Consider the following 15087-nt stretch of genomic DNA (forward strand, 5'->3'; position numbering starts at 1 on the left):
GGCCCGCACACGGCCTCCCCCACCACCCGCACCGCTCTGACCTGACCCCCACACCCCACCCAGGAGATCCGGTACGCTGACGCCTGTGGCCCACCCGGCCACCGCCTCGCCTTCGTAGCTCAGGGGATAGAGCACCGCTCTCCTAAAGCGGGTGTCGCAGGTTCGAATCCTGCCGGGGGCACAGACTAAAGGGCCAGCTCAGGAGGGGTTTCCTCCCAGGCTGGCCCTTCGTCTTGTTCGAGGTCGTGCCACACGCGTGCCACTAGAGTCCACGCGGAATCCACATTCCCTAGCTGGTGGCCTCTCCCCCGCCCTCGCGGATCATGGCTCCAAGGCGATCAGCGATGGCTCGGTCACGATCACTGGTCATGTGCTGATAGATCAGCGCGGCGCGCGAGCTGCTGTGGCCCATGCGGGTCATCAGCTCACGGGTGCTGGCACCGGCGGTCGAGGCCAGGGTGTTGCCGGTGTGGCGGAGATCGTGAAAGTGCAGCTCTGACGTGACACCTGCCGCCTTCCTGGCCGCCACCCAGTCGTCGCGGAAGTTGCTCCGCCGGAGCTGGCCGCCCTTCGGACCGACGAAGACGTGTCCGTCTCGGCCGAGTGCGGCGAACTGATCGAGGTGGCGCGTGACGTCGTCGAGCAGCTCGGCGGGGAAGGAGATGGCACGTACCCCGGCAGCAGATTTCGGCGACTTGTCGAAGAGCCGCCCGTCCTGCAACTCGGCCTGAGAACGGCGCACGCTGACGGTCAGGCCCGCCAAGTCGATGTCCCGGCGGCGGAGGGCAGCGAGTTCGCCGAAGCGCAGGGTGGTGAACGCGGCCAGGAGGACGAGCAGCCGGTAGCGCGGCGCGATGGAGTCGGCGACGGCGAAGACCTCGGCGACCGAGAGGACCGGCCGCTCGGGCACGTCGTATCGATCGGCGCCCTTGATACGGCACGGGTTGCGCCGGATCAGTTCGTCGTCCACTGCCGTGTTCATCAAGGCCCGCAGCAACTGGTACGCCTTGACCACCGTCGGCTCACCGACGCCGGCGGCGAGGAGCTTTCCCCGCCAGCTACGCACACGAGCCGTCGTCACGTCTGCCATGGTCCCGGCTCCGAAGGTGGGAAGGATGTGCAGCCGCATGACGGACTCAGACCGCTCACGGGTGCGGTCGGCGAGCTTCCGGTCCCGCAGCCATGCGGTGGCGTACTCCGCGAAGTTCACCGAACCGGCGTCCGGGTCCGACCACTGGCCGCGCGTGATGTCGGCCTCGATCTGGGCGAGGGCAACTTGGGCGTCGCTCTTGGTCGGATACGTCTTCTCGGCCGGACGAAGCTGCCCCGTCTCGGGGTCGCGGTAGCGGACCTGCCAGCGGCCGGACTTGAGCTGTCGGACCGACCCGAAGCTTCTGCGCTGGCCCTTCTTGTTGGCCATCAGGCGACCCTCCGCAGCGAGCCTCGCCGGTGGCCGATCGGCTGCACCGTGTTGGCGTCGATGAAGGCGCTCAGCTCACGCTCCGGGATGCGGACGTGGCGGCCGACCTTGACGAACGTGATGCGTCGCTCGGCGATCAGACGTCGCGGGAAGCGTTCCGTGGTGCCGAGGAGTTCGGCCACCTGCGCCACGGTGAGGTAGCGGTCAGCCACGGGTGGGTTCTCCTTCCGTTCCGGGGGCGGGTTCGAGGGAGGCGGCAAGCCAGGTTTCGGCGTCGGAGAGGCCGGTTCCGGCGAAGACCCAGTGCGCCAGGACGTACGTGGTGTCGGGCTCGCGCTCCGACTGTGCGGCGGCTGCTTGGGCTCGTCGCCATTCGGCGCGGGCGTCGCGGAGTGCGCCGAGGGTGGTGGAGTAGCGGCGGGACTTGGTGGAGAAGTGGCCGCGGAAGCCGAGCATGTGGGCCCAGGCGCGCAGGCGGAGGTGTTCGAGGTCCTTGCGGGCGCCGAGGGTCCAGGCGGTTCGGATGAGGCGGCGGGCGTGTTCGCTGATGTCGAGCTGGGCGAGTTCGGCGGCGAACTTCAGTGGACGGTCGAGAGCTCCGGTGGCCGTCTCCGCGCCCTTGGTGGCGTACTTGGCGATGTAGGCGGCGACGGCTCGTTCGGTCAGCTCCTGGCCGTCGGTGAAGTCGGCGGATCGGATGGTGCGGACGTCGAGTTGGCGGCCGAAGGTGAAGGTGTGGGCGCGGCCGTCGATGGTTGGACCGTCGACACGGACCTTGGACGCGGCAGCGCTGATGGCATCGGTCAGCAGCTCTGCGGTGGCCCAGGCCGGGGGCGGAGTCTCGCCGCCGCCGGGCCCGTCGAGGCGTATGACCGCGTGGAAGTGGACCGCGCCGCGCTTCTGATACTCGGCGACCTTGGCGAAGGACACGCGGGCGTGGTCGCGGAGACGGCGCTGTGACAGGCCCGCGCATTTTGCGACCTCTCGGCGCACGTAGGTGGAGAAACGCCGCCAGAGGGGACCGGCGTGAGCGTTCCAGAGGACGGCTGCTTCGTAGTCGTAGGTGTCTGGGTTGAGCGGAGTGCCGAGGGCTTCGTCCTCCTGGTCGTGGTGGGTGCCGCAGCGGCAGGGGCGGCCGTCGGTTCGGCGGTTGTGGACCGGGCCGAAGCCGGGGGCGGTGAAGGTGGCGAAGACGCGCGGGTGAGCGGCGACGTGTTCCGGGGTGCCCTTGCCGCCTCGCAGCCCGGCGCTGATCAGTTGGAAGGTGTCGCGGCGGTACACCTCGGCGCAGGCGGGGCAGCGGGTTGTGCGGCGGTTGTTGCAGCGGACCAGAAGTTGGCCGGCCGGGAGGTCGGTCGAGTCGAGGTGCTGGAGGATGCGGCCGATCTCGCCGGTTGCGGTGTCGACGTCGTACTCGGTGCGGTGGCCGTCGAGGCGGATGGGGTGGGTGCAGCCGCCGAGTCCGGAGAGCTGCCGGAGGATACCGGGCAGGGTGCCGCCTGCGGCGAGGTTGCTGAGTTCCGGGAGTGGGGGCGGGGTGGTGCGGGTGAAGATGGCGGTTCTCCTTCTGACGGGCACTTCGGGAGGGGTGGGCCGCCGGGGCGGCGAGTACGTGGCGGTGTCGCGCCGCCCCGGTGGCTAGGCCGCAGGTCAGCGGCGGTGATGGTCGCGGAGCAGGGAGCGCAGGACCACGGCGGCGACGGCGACCGAGATGGCCGTGACGGCGACGGCGGCCAGGAGCGCGGTGAGGACGACTCCGCCGACGAGCACGGCCGCGACGGTCTTCTGATCGATGGAGACCGACGGGAGCGAGCGCCGGACCGGGACGGGGGCCGGGTCGGTCGGAGCGTGGGTGTGCGCGGCCGGCGGGGTGGGGTTGTCCGGGTACTTGGGCAGGAACACGGCGGACTCCTCATCTACTCGTCTAGTCATGTGAGCCGTTTACGACGTCGACACCGGTACGCGTGCCGGACTCGATGGCGGGGGCGAGGAAGGTGCGCGAGAGCCAGAAGCCGAAGAGGGTGATCAGGACGACGATCCAGACGCGGACGCCGAGGAACTTGACCGCCGCCCAGGCGAAGAAGCCGAGGACGACGACGAGCGGCAGGCTGACGGTCACGGGGTAGGGGGTCCTTTCAGCGGACGGGGCAGCGGTGGGTGCGCGCGGCCAGCTCAGCGGCCGCGCGGCTGTTGTAGTCGGCGGAGAAGTTGCAGCGCGGGGCGGTGCAGGCGGCGGTGTGCTTCTCGCGGCCGCGGTGGTCGTAGGCCGTTCCGACCTGCACGGGACCGATGCGGGTGACGTTGCGGAAGCGGCGGTTGGCTGGCACAGCTGGTCCTTTCCTTTGTTCGCTTGCCTGGGGCGCGCAGTCGTGCGTAGATGAGCGGCATGTCACAAGGGGCGCGGCGGTTGGCCGCCTTCGGTTCGGCCGCGCTGGTACTTGGGCTCGCGTGTGTCGGGGGAAAGTGGTGGTTGGGCGAGTCCTGGGCCACCGCGATCACCATGTGCTGCCTTGAGGTACTGATCGTTTCGGCCGTTGTCGGAACGCGGCGAGTGCTGCGGAAGCGGTAAAGCCTTCCGACAGGGCCCGCATTCAGAGCTGTGCGGCGATGGCTTCGGCCATGGGCGCCGGGACGCCGAGACGGGCGCGCAAGGTGGTGACGTCCATGGGGGTGCCGGTTCGGGTGTGGTGCTCGGCGGCGACCTTGCGGGCGTGGTCGATAAGGGCGGCCGGGACCGGGACGGCCGGGCGGTCCGGCGGGGCCTCGATGGCGGGTGGTGCCGGGGCGGTCGGCTCGGAGGCCGTTTCGGGCTCGTCCTCCTGGTCCTCGATGGCCTCGACGTCGTCGGCCGTCTTGGGTGTGGTGTGGGCGAGGAGGGTTCCGCCGAGGAAGGCGACGGCGGGCCAGCCCGCGACGAGGATGCGCAGCCAGGCCGGGACGTCGCCGAGGTCGAGGAGGCCGGCCGTGGCGACGTTCGCGCCGAGCGACGCGGCGAGGGCGATGACGAACCAGCACCAGGCCGCCCCCTTCGTCGAGCCGGAACGCAGTCGACGCCATGCGGCGACGAGCAGCAGGTCGACCGAGATGGGGTAGGCCCAGGCTTTCCAGCCGTCCTGTCCCGCCGCCACGGCGACGTCATGGATGTGCGCGAAGGACAGCGCGGCGGCGATGAGCGCCTGGACGAGTACAGCGTCGATGCGGGCCAGTTGGGCGCGCATGAGGACGTCTCCTTCCTGGTTCAGGCATGGGAGAGGTAGGGACGTGGCGCGAGGCGGTCACGCCGACCGGAGCGTGGTGAGGCTCAGTCGGTGAGGGGGCGCGGCTGGACGGCGGGCCCCGGCCGCTCGACGGAGGGCAGAGGAACGGGCGCGCATGGCCGGAACGGCTTCAGCGCGGGGAGATTCGGCACCAGATGGGCCGTCTCCCGGCAGACGTCGGCGGCGTCGCCGAGGGAGAGATACGGGGTGCGGATGCGGGACCAGCCGCCGGACGTGTCGCCCGCGACGGCGAGGCCGGGACGTTCGGCGGGGATGGCGCACGCGGCGAGGACCGCTTCCTGCGCAATGTCGCCGAGGGCCATCTTCGCGGAGGCCTCATCGTTCACGCGGTGGCAGACCCGGCCGGTGAGCTGGGCCCGCAGCATGGTCGCGCCCTTGCCGAGTTCGGCACCGAAGCGCTGTCCGCAGACTTCGAGGTAGATGCCGGCCGCGCGGCCGAGCTGGGCGAGGCGGATGAGCTGGGTGACCATCTCATCCCGGCGTTCCTCGTCCTTACGGGTGGCGGTCAGGAACAGTTCGGCCACCTCGTCGACGAACAGCACGACGGGCACGGGCCGTTCACTGTCGGGCAGGCCCCAGATGTCGGAGGTGATCTCCTCATCTGGAGTGCTGAGGGCGATGCCCTGCCGGGCTTTGATCAGGTCGTACCGGTCCTCCATTTCCTTGACCAGGACGGGCAGCAGCTCTGCGGCTTCGTCCGGATCTGTGGCCAGAGCCGAGAGCCGCGAGGCGAACGGGGCCAGCTCGACCCCGCGCTTGCAGTCGACGCCGACGAGGGCGACGTCCTGCGGTGCAAGGCCCGAGACGAGATGGCGCAGGTACATGGACTTGCCCGACAGCGTTGCGCCGAGCGTGAGTTGGTGGGGAACGGCCCGATAGTCGCGGACGAAGGGCATGGCGTCCTCGCGGAGCGCGACCGACACCTTGAGGAACCCACGCTCGGTCTTGCGCGGCATCCGCACCTTCCGCAGGACGTCGAACCCGACGAGCCGCAGTTCGACGACGCCGGGCTTGAGAGTGGAGACGTACACGGCGTGGACGCCCCAGGCGTGCCGCAGACGTTCGGCCGAGGCGGCGACGTCGGCGGGTTCCTGCCCAGGAGCGAGGCGGAGGCGAAGCCGTAAGCCGGTCGAGGTGGGCCTGATGATGCCCCGGCGAGGCGGGACCGGCCGCACCTCCCGTCGAGTAGTGGCCTTGACGGCGAGGACGCGCAGCCGGGACGGCGCGATGGTCAGGCCGCAGGCTTCCATGACCGAGGCGTACGAGCTGAGCAGCCGGACGGTGGATATCGGCCCGCCGACGGCGGACCAGTAGAGGCCGGGGTGGTTGGCCCGGGTGTAGGCGGCCCCACCGCCGAGCGCGGCGATGGGACCACCCACCTCCAGAAGCGTCGCGAGGTCGGTCATCAGGCCGAGGCCCCCATGGCGGCCGGGAAGGCGGCCGGGGTGACGGCGGCGGCCCGGAAGGCGATGCCGTGACGCTGCTGGCCGTTGAACACGGACTCCCAGGGCCGGGCGACCAGCCCCGGCAGTGAGACCGGCGCGCCGAGGTTCAGCCCCTCGGAGACGCCGCCTTCCGGGACGGTGACCTTGATGAGCGAGGACTCACCGTCCTCGATGTAGACGACGCCGATGGTCATCAGCGCCTCGCCACTGACGGCGTCCTTGGCGATCTCGCCGGTCTGCCGGTCACGGACCTTCGGCTCGGGAGCCTCGGTGAGGAGGATCGTCGCGGCCGAGGTCTCAACACGGATGGTGCGCAAGGAACTTTCTCCTATCTACTCGTCTATACAAGATGTGACCTGCGAACCCGATCTCCTGGGGTCACGGTGATCACCTTGCCACACAACTTGCCCACTCGTCTATACGAGTATGCCTGTGGGTGTGTACGAGTCCGTGGAAGCGCCCTGCGCACCGACCGTCCTTCGAGGTCACCCGAAGGAACCGTCCTCACGGATGCGGAAGAGCTCGCAACCGTCGTGCTCGAAACGGACCCGTCCGTCGAACGCCGAGCCAGGATGGGTGCAAGCTCCCCAATCCCGCCCCAACTCGCCCGTCAACGCGATCCAGGACCGACAGCCGCCGCACTGCTCGTCGAACCACTCATCCCGGTAGTCAGGTTGGCCAGTCCGCCTGTTCGTCAATCGCAACCAGCGCTCGTGACAGTCATCGTTGTGTCCACGGTCGTCGGCCGTCCGCTCTCTTTGAGGCACCAGTCGCTCCGTGCTCACGTCGCCGGAAGCTGATACGACAGCACGTAGGCGTCAGCCGCCATCACCGTGTCACAGACCTCGACGGCCCGCCCCTCGGCGTCGTACGCGGTCCGGATCAGGTGGATCACGGGGACGCCGGCGGCCAGCCGGAGTGTCTTGACCTCTGCGGGCGAGGGCATCCGGGCGCGGATCTCTTCCTCGAAGTGGTCGAGGCGGTGGCCCAGCTCTTCGAGGCGGGCGTAGATGCCGCCGGGACCGGGGTTGGGCTCGGCGATCGGAGTCCCCCGCGCAATGTCGAGAGGCAGGTAGGAGGTGGCGAACTCGACCGGCCGCCCGTCGAGCAGATACCGGCGGCGACGAGCCAGGACCCGCCGCACGGACCCGAGCCGGGTGGAGACGTCCTGGCTGGCCCTTTCTTCCTTGACCTCCAGGCTGTCGACCTGGGGGTGACTGCCGGCTGCGTCCGCCTCGACGATGAACGCGGACTTGCCCTGCTCCCGGTGCCGCCGGGCGAACCGGTCGGAGGCGAGCCGTCGCACGGGCGGCCGGGGCCGCACGAAGACACCCTTGCCGTGCTCGGCGTGGACCAGGCCCTCGCCCTGGAGGACGGAGAAGGAGTTGCGAACGGTCATCCGGGATACCCCGTAATGATCGACAAGCTCAGCCTCCGAGGGCAGTTTTTCGCCCTCTCTGAACCGTCCCCGGTCGATGGCTTCGCGCAGTTGATCGGCGATCTGACGGAAGACCGCACGATCGCTCGTCGGGTCCAGGTCGCCGAGGAGGCCGCCAGGAAGAGGGGGCACGTGTGTACTCCTTTAGGTATCTAGACGAGTGGGCGAGTCTTGTTGCTACGGTGGAGAGCCTAGCCATCCGAGAGGGCTGAGGAACGTGAGCACTGAACGCCCGCACTCCGTGAGCGTCGCCGGGGTCGTCGTCGACGACCAGGGCCGGGCCCTCTTGATCCAGCGCCGCGACAACGGTCACTGGGAACCCCCGGGTGGCGTCCTCGAACGCGAGGAAACCATCCCCGAGGCACTGCAACGCGAAGTCCTCGAAGAGACCGGCATCAAGATCGCGCTTCCCGCGACCCTCACCGGCGTCTACAAGAACATGACGGGCCTCATCGTCTCGCTGGTCTTCCGCTGCGAGGCCGCCGACGGCACACCTATGACCGGCGACGAGACCCGCGCCCTGCGCTGGGCGACTCGTGAAGAAGTCTCCGAGCTTGCCGACGAGGCATACGCGATCCGCGTCCTTGACGCACTCGACGCGATGTCCCCGCCGGCCATACGCGCCCACGACGGCGTGAAACTCGTCTAGCCCGAACCCGCTGCACATGGCGGCCTACCAGCACGAAGGAACTTGTATGCACGAGTATACGAGTACAGCCCGGGTGTGGGGGCTTTCTTGCCCAGGTTTCCCGGAAGAGGTCAGCAGAGCCCGCCGCTGGACCCGCGACATCCTGCGCGGCTCGCCCCTGGCCGAGGACGCCGAACTGATCGTCAGCGAGCTCAGCGCGAACGCGATCCTCCACACCGCCAGCGGCCACGCATCCGGCAGCTTCCACCTGGCCCTGGCCGTCTCACCCCAAGTCGTAGCCCTGTCCGTAACGGACGACGGAAACGCCGGCACCGCCCCGAAGATCGAGCACCAGGACCAGGACGCCGAACACGGCCGAGGCCTGGCCATGGTCAACGCGATCGCCCACCGCATCGTCGTCCGCAACACCGACGGAGGCCGCACGGTCACCGCGGAACTCTTCACCACCCCAGGCAGGGGAGGGCACCGGTGCTGACGGACAAGCCGCAGTGGGGCTACTGGTGCGAGTGCTGGACCGAAGACCTCACCGAGGACCAGCCGACCCTAAGGGCTTCATTCGACGCCTACTCGGCACCGCAGGCCGACCGATGGGTAGCAGTGGCCCTGCGCACCATCTCACCTGCGCTCGATCCCGACGCCTCCGAAGAAGCGTGGGAATGGCTCTACGACGGCCGCATCGAAACCCGACGAGCACTCCTACGCTCCGAGCCCTGCACCGTGACCATCACCCAGGCCAGCACACGCATCACCTGGACCATCCGACCGGCCCTCTTCCTACCGCTCGCACACCGCCAGGCCGCCAACCTCCCCAGCTGCGCATACGACTTCAAGCCCCGCCCCACCGACTGAGTTACAACTTTCTTTACGGGTTCAAGGCGGCTCGCTCCGCTCCCCGCGCGCGGCCCGACCCCCGGCCGGGCCTGCGCTCCTGTCTCCGCCCCGCTCCAGCCCGGCCGGCGCCCGTGCCGCGCTCAAAGCAGGCAGCCGCCTGATGCCAGAGAAGGGGTACGTCGCGGCTGGGGCGGTCGGCTCCACGGCTTTACGGAGCCACTTTGGCGCGAGCCTCGAAGATCATGGCCCCAACGTCGTGCTTTACCGGGCAGGTCCACGAACTGCCCGACGCGCCGGAAGCTTACGGGGCCATGATCACTCGCGCCAAAGCAGCGCCACCCCAAAGCCGCTCCGCCGACCTAGCAGGAATGCCCCAGGCCGGACCATACTGAGAGCTGGGAAATAGTTTCCCGGTGCGACTAGGAGTCGACACTTCATCGACTCGCCTATCAGAGATCTCCACTAGCGTCAGATCAGTTCAGGCAGGTTGATCTTGCTCTTGGATACTCGGGTATCTGTGTAGTCTCGATACTCGTCACCTCCGATGAAGCGGGCTTCAGCAATCGCCTCGCGCAGTTCCCTACGGTCTCTATCAGGTAGGCCGGCGACCATATGGCGGAGAATTTTGACTGCCGTTTCGCGCCCTCGGATACTGATCCTTTGACCATTGAAATCGTAAAGGATGCCCCACCAAGGATTGGCTACGCTGTCTAGTTGGAATCCATTTCGGCGGTCAAGCTCGGACAGCTTTGCAAAGATTTCTTCCAGCGACATCCCATCGGCACGCAGCAGGCCAACTGCCTGGGCCAGCGCTTGCTGCCCGACAGGGCGGAGCAACATATGCCCGAACCCTTTCCCTTCCTTGGCGTCTTCATGGGCAAAGCGTCGATGGAGAGCCGCTGGCTCTCCTGAAGCGATGGCGTGAAAGGTAGGAAGGTGAACGATGTGGTCCCAAAGAGCGGTGAATTCTTCAATTCCGCTATTCAGCTCAGATTCTTGTGGTCGACGGGGCAGCTCAAATCGCTTCGGCGCCCAAGCAGTGTACCGATTGTCGGCGATGAGGTAACTACGCGCCATCTCGGTCAGCGTTTGCAGGGTAGTAATATGGGCCGAGCGCTTCGAGATTGTGCTATTTTTAAAGTTCACGGCATTTTTAACATCCTTGAAGAATGAGTGTCTCACTGCCACTCGTCGCGCAACGATAGCGAATCCATTATCCTCGTCCAGCTGAGAAATCTCTCCTGGAGTGAGAGGAGCTGCCTGTTTGTTGACGTGGGTAAATGTGGTGCGAACGCGTAGTTGGGCTTCCTCACGAGACTCTCCCTCAATGACCGCAGGGATGATCTCGATACCCATGCGTTCACTGCCGAGCTTCTGCACCTTAGCCTCGTCGAGATCGAATTCAGCAATGAGGTCATCCAGAAGCAACATCTCGTCGCGCTTGACTTGACCTTCCTTCTCTCGGACGTCCAAGCGACCTGTGCTGATTAGATTAAGGGCAGCACTAATGCCAATTACGCGGTGTTGGCCATCGAGCGCGTACAGTCGAGTCTCGGAGCTCAAGTCAATCAATCCAACACGGCCACGTCCGTCGAGGGGGTGGAAGATGGTAGACGTTTCCTTTGCGCGCCCATCATCATCCCACATTTCGCTGTTTGGATCATCTACCCATGGCTCACTCAGAACGGCCAGAATGGGAGGGAATTTGTGATGTTCTCGTTCAATTAGGTACTTGGCGAGAACTGCTTCCCGGGACCAGTCAATTGGCCGTTGGCGAATAATCTCGATACTTTCCTCATCGATCCGAACCTTGCCGGTAGCTGGGTCCATCTTCTTCTTCAGTAGCGGCATAGTATGGGCAAGGTTGACCTGGCGGCGGATCCACTCGAGAGAGACAGAAGCGATGTAGGACGGCGTCTCGCCCATCTGAGCGGCCTCAACGAATAGCGTGTCTTGCCGAGCGAGAGCATCGTCAAGGAAGTCAGCCATCATTTCAGCCTGTCGCTTGCTGGCCGCCGCGACTCGTTCCATCTCTGTTACGCGATCGAGGGCAGCTTTTGCATCCATGGGTAACTCCTACAGAAGTGATGTTCAAGTCGACAGAATGTGCTGCGGGTAGCGCTGGCGATTGAAGCGCGGTTGCAGATGGCTAATCAGGTCACGTTCCACTGTGTCAAGCATGGCCAACTCGACCTCGGCGTAGTACAGCTGCCGGTCACCGGGGCGGTGCAACCAGTCGCGCAGCAGACGATTGCTTTCCAGGTGCGGCTGATGCCGAGAGAGCCGCGCGGACAGCGACTGCCCCTGGCCCACGTACACCCAGTCCTGCGCAACGGCCAAGCCATGCAACTTGCCCAGCTCGGCGTACACGTACACGCCAGGACGGTCCGGTGCGATCGTGTGGGCGAGCGCGATGGAGCCAGTGCCGTGCCAGGCAAGTTCGTTGAAACTACCCCCCAGTGACATGCCATCAGCCTGTCACTGATAGACAGTCAGCGTCAAGTCTTTAGAGACTTGGGGCTCTAGAGCTTGTACAAGTGACCTGTCTAACTAGCACCCGACCCGATCACTAGGAGCACATCAGCCCAAGGCGGAGCACCCGCCCGAGCTTCTTGACGATGCGGTCAGCGGCCAAGCCCGGGAAGGCTGTACGCCTGCGCAAGGCCACAGGCCGGTCAGGCATGAGGGGGACGTTCTCTCTCAAACCCTGCGTCGCACGAGTCAAGCAGGCACTGTGACCGCCAACACAGTGGTCCGGGCGGCTCCCTCGGGGAGGAGCCTGGGCCAGTACGCCTCCAACGGATCTCAGCCGGCTGGGGAGCAAGCGTACGTCGCGCTGCTCAGTACGATCCGCATCTGGGTTCCGGCCTCCAGCACGGGTACTTCGCGCCTCCGGCCGAACCTCGCCCGAAAATGCGGGCAGACTGCGGACTACTCACAACAGCCTCTGCGATCATGTGGGTTCAGGTTCCGCGCGGGGAGGACATCATGACATCGACACGGGGACTGTTCGATGGATTCGAGGCGCAACGCACGCCCATCGAGAGCGACTACCGCGCTGTCCTGCGGAACGGGCTGGTGGTCCTTGACACTAATGTCCTATTGGACCTGTACCGCATGAGCGCGCCCGTGCGCGAGGACATGCTCACCGTCCTTAAAACTATCGCGCCGCGTTTATGGATCCCCCACCAGGTCCAGGTCGAGTTCTGGAACGTCCGTCAGAGCAATGACCTGATCGAGCATCACGACAAGAAGGCGAGCTCAGCCAGAGACACGCTGCGGTCGGCCATCGCAAAATCACGCAACGCCCTGGACGATTGGATCAACAATATCCACCTCGGCAATAACCCCGACTTTGCGAAACCGATGCACGAAAAACTTGACTGCGCCGAGAAGCTCCTCGAAGACGTCGTGCAAATGCTTGAAGCCCAGGCCGCTAAGGATCGAGTTCCCGATATCCGCGACACGAACAAGGACCCCGTAATTCAGGCGCTCGATCAACTACTCAAAGGCCGCGTCGGAGCTCCTTATGATCCCCAGCGACATCTAGAGGAAGTCCACCGCGCCAAGGAGCGGGCCGATAAACGCATACCTCCTGGATACATGGATTTCGACAAGAAAGATGCAGACGAGCAGGCGGCCGGCGACTACCTGGTGTGGAGGCAACTCCTAGACGAAGCGCAGATCCGCCAAACCGAGGTCCTTTTCGTCACACGAGACATCAAGGAAGATTGGTGGCGCAATCACAAATATAAGGCCGCCCGACTCCCTCGCGTCGAACTTGTGGACGAGCTCCGCGACCTCACAGGCCATCGGCTTTTCATGGTCGAACCCAGCGTGCTCATGCAACACGTCAGTAAGGAATTCTCTCTAGAGAAGACTGTGGACAGTACCTCAGTCTCTGCCTTGCGGCACTTTGAAGCCGAGGAGAGCTATGTCGATAATCGACCCGAGGAGAAGACCCGCTATCGACTGGCCCAGGTCCCCGGTGGGCGAACAGCCGACTATGTGGAGACCATCTGGATCATGGCTCAGATGATCGAGGAGAATCCAAGGCTTGCTATCTGCCTGCAGAAATTTATGGAAACGTTCCCCAGTGTCACTCTCCTTCCCGAGGCCCGGAGACGGCTGATGAGCCTAGTCTCGCTCGGCATCGCCGACGTCAAGGATGACCAGATAGCGCTAACAGATGCCGGCCGGAGATTTGTCGAGAATCGTGACGGGGACCTTCTACGCAGACTACTCATGGAACGTATCGAAGGGGCCAGCGAGGCCCGTCAGATGCTGCGAGAAGGAGGCCAGGTCTCTGATCTTAAGTACCGTCTCAGTAGTCATCCGGAGCTTGAGCTCAGCACCACGCAGAGCGAGTTGCTGCTGCGTTGGATGAGTAAGCTCAATCTGCTGTCGGCATAGGGGCCCTTTGCCCCCTCAGCCGAGAGTCGGGGCGACGAGGCCGTGCCAGGTCGTATTGAGAACCACGGGAAATGGTGGGATACCGACAGTCGGCTCGTCAGGTCACACACCTGCTTCGCTCAGGTCATCGAAGCAACTGCCGCCAAAGAACCTCAGCTTCCCAAGCTGAGGGCTCAGGCACAGTCGTCGTGTGCCGGCCGGAGGGCCTCAGCCGCGTTGCCAGTGTCGTCGACCGGAGCACGCCACGAACCGCGCAATGAGGGCCTACACGCAGCTCACAGGCTTTCTGGTGATGCAGGTCCAAGAGGTCGGGGGCTTCGACATGGCCATCAATGTGGTCTGAACCGGCTAGTCAGTCAGTACCCGAGAAGATGACCGACACCGGCAGGTAGCAGTGGCCGGTCTGGCTGGCGTGCTGGCGTTTGCGAGCGATCAGGTCGTCAAGGCGGATGCGCTGCTCCAGGACCGCCATGAAGTCACTGCCGTCCATCGTGATAAAGGGTGTGCTGTAGCTGTAGACGGCCAGGGCATCTGAGGTGAAGCCGCTCATGCTGATGTACAGGCCCAGCGTGTTCTTGCCCTTGCGCTCGATGTTGTTCTTGAACACGTCCAGCTCCCGGCGGCCAATGGCCTCCTTCCACCACTTGGCCTCAAGGACGTAGTGGTCAGTGGCGTAAGTGAACGCGCCGTCGATCTGCTCATGGTCAAGGCTGTACGACGCCCGGGGCTCGAGGTCGTACAGCCCAAACAGCTTGTTGATGAAGTCCTCAAAGTCGGTGCCGCGCCGGTGTGGGTCACTGGACGTATGCATCTCAAAGAAGCGAAGCTTCAGGGCCTCATGGTCGGCGTTGAAGAGCCGGGCCTGCTCAGCTCGCCTGGCGCTGTCGGCAATGGTGGCTGCGTGGTCTTCGTGCTCCTGGATGACGGACCGCTGGTGCTCGGTCCACTCGCGCAGCTCGGCCACGGCGGCTTCGGCACGGGCCACCATTCCGTCCCGGTCTACTTGCTGCTCCAGGTTCGAAAACCGCTTCATCTCCGCGATGTCAAGCATGAGCTTGATGGTCAGGTCCCGGTACCGGGCTTCATTGGCCCGGAGGAGATCGACCAGGTGGCCAGAGGTCTCCCGCTTGGTGGTGTTGAAGTCCAGTAGCGCCAGAAGCTCGCTGTGGTCTTGCAGCATCCCCCGGAGATACCGCTCAAAGGGTGGCTTGTTCCAGAAGATCACCGTGAGTGCGTCGGCCAGCGCGATGTAAGCGCGCGGGTTGATCTTGTTGCTGCTGGCGCTCTGTGGCATAGCCCCCCCTCTTCCTCAAGCCCCGTCCAGGCGCACCGCCATCTCAACACGGTAGCGCGGGAACAGCCGTTGATGCGCCCTTCACCTCGCCGGATGATGCGGCTTGCTCCTCGGTCGCGTAGGGCAGCGTGGCCGAGGCCGGTGGGGGTGCAGCGAGACCTACGCGCGTCTGGTCGGTCGACGCACCCGCCGTCGTGGCTGGCTGTCGTCGGCTGAGGTTCGTGTGTCGGCGTCGGTTGAACTTGGACCCACTTTGGGCGGTTGAATTCTGACCCGGTTGGTGGTGGTTCAGTCGTTGTCGGTTGTGTCGGTGGGGACG

The 15087-nt window shown here is 65.4% G+C and carries 19 protein-coding genes and 1 tRNA gene; 6 read left to right on the top strand and 14 right to left on the bottom strand.

Annotated features, from left to right (window positions below; all coding sequences use genetic code 11):
* The first annotated feature begins 108 nt into the window (after positions 1-108).
* A tRNA-Arg gene (locus ACIP67_RS26060) sits at positions 109-181 on the top strand.
* A 108-nt stretch (positions 182-289) separates the two neighbouring features.
* Here the strand turns inward: ACIP67_RS26060 and ACIP67_RS26065 are convergent.
* The 11 genes from ACIP67_RS26065 to ACIP67_RS26115 all read right to left on the bottom strand — a co-directional run bounded on the left by ACIP67_RS26065 (position 290) and on the right by ACIP67_RS26115 (position 7644).
* Positions 290-1420: a tyrosine-type recombinase/integrase gene (locus ACIP67_RS26065; protein WP_401695123.1), complete on the bottom strand. Its 1131-nt coding sequence runs from the start codon at positions 1418-1420 to the stop codon at positions 290-292.
* Entirely contained in the window at positions 1420-1632 is a 213-nt protein-coding gene (locus ACIP67_RS26070) for an excisionase family DNA-binding protein (protein ID WP_401695125.1), read from the bottom strand. Before ACIP67_RS26070 ends, ACIP67_RS26065 begins: the two co-directional genes overlap by 1 nt.
* A complete protein-coding gene (locus ACIP67_RS26075; RefSeq protein ID WP_401695157.1) occupies positions 1625-2911 on the bottom strand; it encodes a replication initiator in 1287 nt (428 codons plus the stop codon). Before ACIP67_RS26075 ends, ACIP67_RS26070 begins: the two co-directional genes overlap by 8 nt.
* A gap of 159 nt (positions 2912-3070) precedes the next feature.
* Positions 3071-3322 (bottom strand): SpdD protein, encoded by a 252-nt coding sequence (locus ACIP67_RS26080; protein ID WP_401695160.1) that lies wholly within the window; start codon positions 3320-3322, stop codon positions 3071-3073.
* Between the two features lie 22 nt (positions 3323-3344).
* Complete coding sequence (locus ACIP67_RS26085) at positions 3345-3539, bottom strand: hypothetical protein (protein WP_189931517.1); 195 nt, start codon at positions 3537-3539, stop codon at positions 3345-3347.
* A gap of 16 nt (positions 3540-3555) precedes the next feature.
* Complete coding sequence (locus tag ACIP67_RS26090) at positions 3556-3747, bottom strand: mobile element transfer protein (protein ID WP_401695126.1); 192 nt, start codon at positions 3745-3747, stop codon at positions 3556-3558.
* A gap of 264 nt (positions 3748-4011) precedes the next feature.
* Positions 4012-4638, bottom strand: coding sequence for a DUF2637 domain-containing protein (locus ACIP67_RS26095; protein WP_401695128.1), 627 nt, complete (start codon positions 4636-4638; stop codon positions 4012-4014).
* Positions 4639-4721: 83 nt separating this feature from the next.
* Positions 4722-6104 (bottom strand): FtsK/SpoIIIE domain-containing protein, encoded by a 1383-nt coding sequence (locus ACIP67_RS26100; protein ID WP_401695129.1) that lies wholly within the window; start codon positions 6102-6104, stop codon positions 4722-4724.
* Complete coding sequence (locus tag ACIP67_RS26105) at positions 6104-6460, bottom strand: hypothetical protein (RefSeq protein ID WP_079661308.1); 357 nt, start codon at positions 6458-6460, stop codon at positions 6104-6106. Before ACIP67_RS26105 ends, ACIP67_RS26100 begins: the two co-directional genes overlap by 1 nt.
* Before the next feature lie 168 nt (positions 6461-6628).
* A complete protein-coding gene (locus ACIP67_RS26110) occupies positions 6629-6928 on the bottom strand; it encodes a DUF3027 domain-containing protein (RefSeq protein ID WP_401695132.1) in 300 nt (99 codons plus the stop codon).
* On the bottom strand, positions 6925-7644 hold the full coding sequence (locus ACIP67_RS26115; protein ID WP_401695162.1) for a GntR family transcriptional regulator: 720 nt from the start codon (positions 7642-7644) through the stop codon (positions 6925-6927). Before ACIP67_RS26115 ends, ACIP67_RS26110 begins: the two co-directional genes overlap by 4 nt.
* On the opposite strand from ACIP67_RS26115, the gene ACIP67_RS26120 reads away from it, so the two are divergent.
* From ACIP67_RS26120 to ACIP67_RS26135, 4 genes are all read left to right on the top strand, one after another.
* Positions 7558-7737 carry a hypothetical protein gene (locus ACIP67_RS26120; protein WP_401695164.1) on the top strand — a complete coding sequence of 60 codons (180 nt, stop codon included), beginning with the start codon at positions 7558-7560 and terminating at the stop codon, positions 7735-7737. The two genes, ACIP67_RS26115 and ACIP67_RS26120, sit on opposite strands and share 87 nt — an antisense overlap.
* 85 nt (positions 7738-7822) lie before the next feature.
* Entirely contained in the window at positions 7823-8230 is a 408-nt protein-coding gene (locus ACIP67_RS26125; RefSeq protein WP_037670168.1) for an NUDIX hydrolase, read from the top strand.
* A gap of 46 nt (positions 8231-8276) precedes the next feature.
* The gene (locus tag ACIP67_RS26130; protein ID WP_401695133.1) at positions 8277-8705 is read left to right on the top strand and encodes an ATP-binding protein; all 429 of its coding nucleotides are present in this window, start codon (positions 8277-8279) and stop codon (positions 8703-8705) included.
* The gene (locus ACIP67_RS26135; protein ID WP_401695135.1) at positions 8699-9079 is read left to right on the top strand and encodes a hypothetical protein; all 381 of its coding nucleotides are present in this window, start codon (positions 8699-8701) and stop codon (positions 9077-9079) included. The genes ACIP67_RS26130 and ACIP67_RS26135 overlap by 7 nt, the downstream gene beginning before the upstream one ends.
* A 450-nt stretch (positions 9080-9529) precedes the next feature.
* Here ACIP67_RS26135 and ACIP67_RS26140 read toward each other — a convergent pair whose 3' ends face one another.
* Together ACIP67_RS26140 and ACIP67_RS26145 are read right to left on the bottom strand one after the other, a co-directional pair.
* Positions 9530-11128: a DGQHR domain-containing protein gene (locus ACIP67_RS26140; protein WP_401695136.1), complete on the bottom strand. Its 1599-nt coding sequence runs from the start codon at positions 11126-11128 to the stop codon at positions 9530-9532.
* Positions 11129-11152: 24 nt separating this feature from the next.
* Entirely contained in the window at positions 11153-11527 is a 375-nt protein-coding gene (locus ACIP67_RS26145) for a hypothetical protein (protein ID WP_401695137.1), read from the bottom strand.
* Between the two features lie 522 nt (positions 11528-12049).
* Here ACIP67_RS26145 and ACIP67_RS26150 point away from each other — a divergent pair.
* A complete protein-coding gene (locus ACIP67_RS26150; RefSeq protein ID WP_401695139.1) occupies positions 12050-13474 on the top strand; it encodes a PIN-like domain-containing protein in 1425 nt (474 codons plus the stop codon).
* A gap of 352 nt (positions 13475-13826) precedes the next feature.
* Here the strand turns inward: ACIP67_RS26150 and ACIP67_RS26155 are convergent, their stop codons facing one another.
* Positions 13827-14768, bottom strand: a complete 942-nt coding sequence (locus ACIP67_RS26155; RefSeq protein ID WP_401695140.1) for a restriction endonuclease — start codon at positions 14766-14768, stop codon at positions 13827-13829.
* Between the last annotated feature and the right edge of the window lie 319 nt (positions 14769-15087).

Origin of the sequence: Streptomyces sp. NPDC088812 (genome assembly GCF_044750285.1) — a bacterium.
GTDB lineage: Bacteria > Actinomycetota > Actinomycetes > Streptomycetales > Streptomycetaceae > Streptomyces.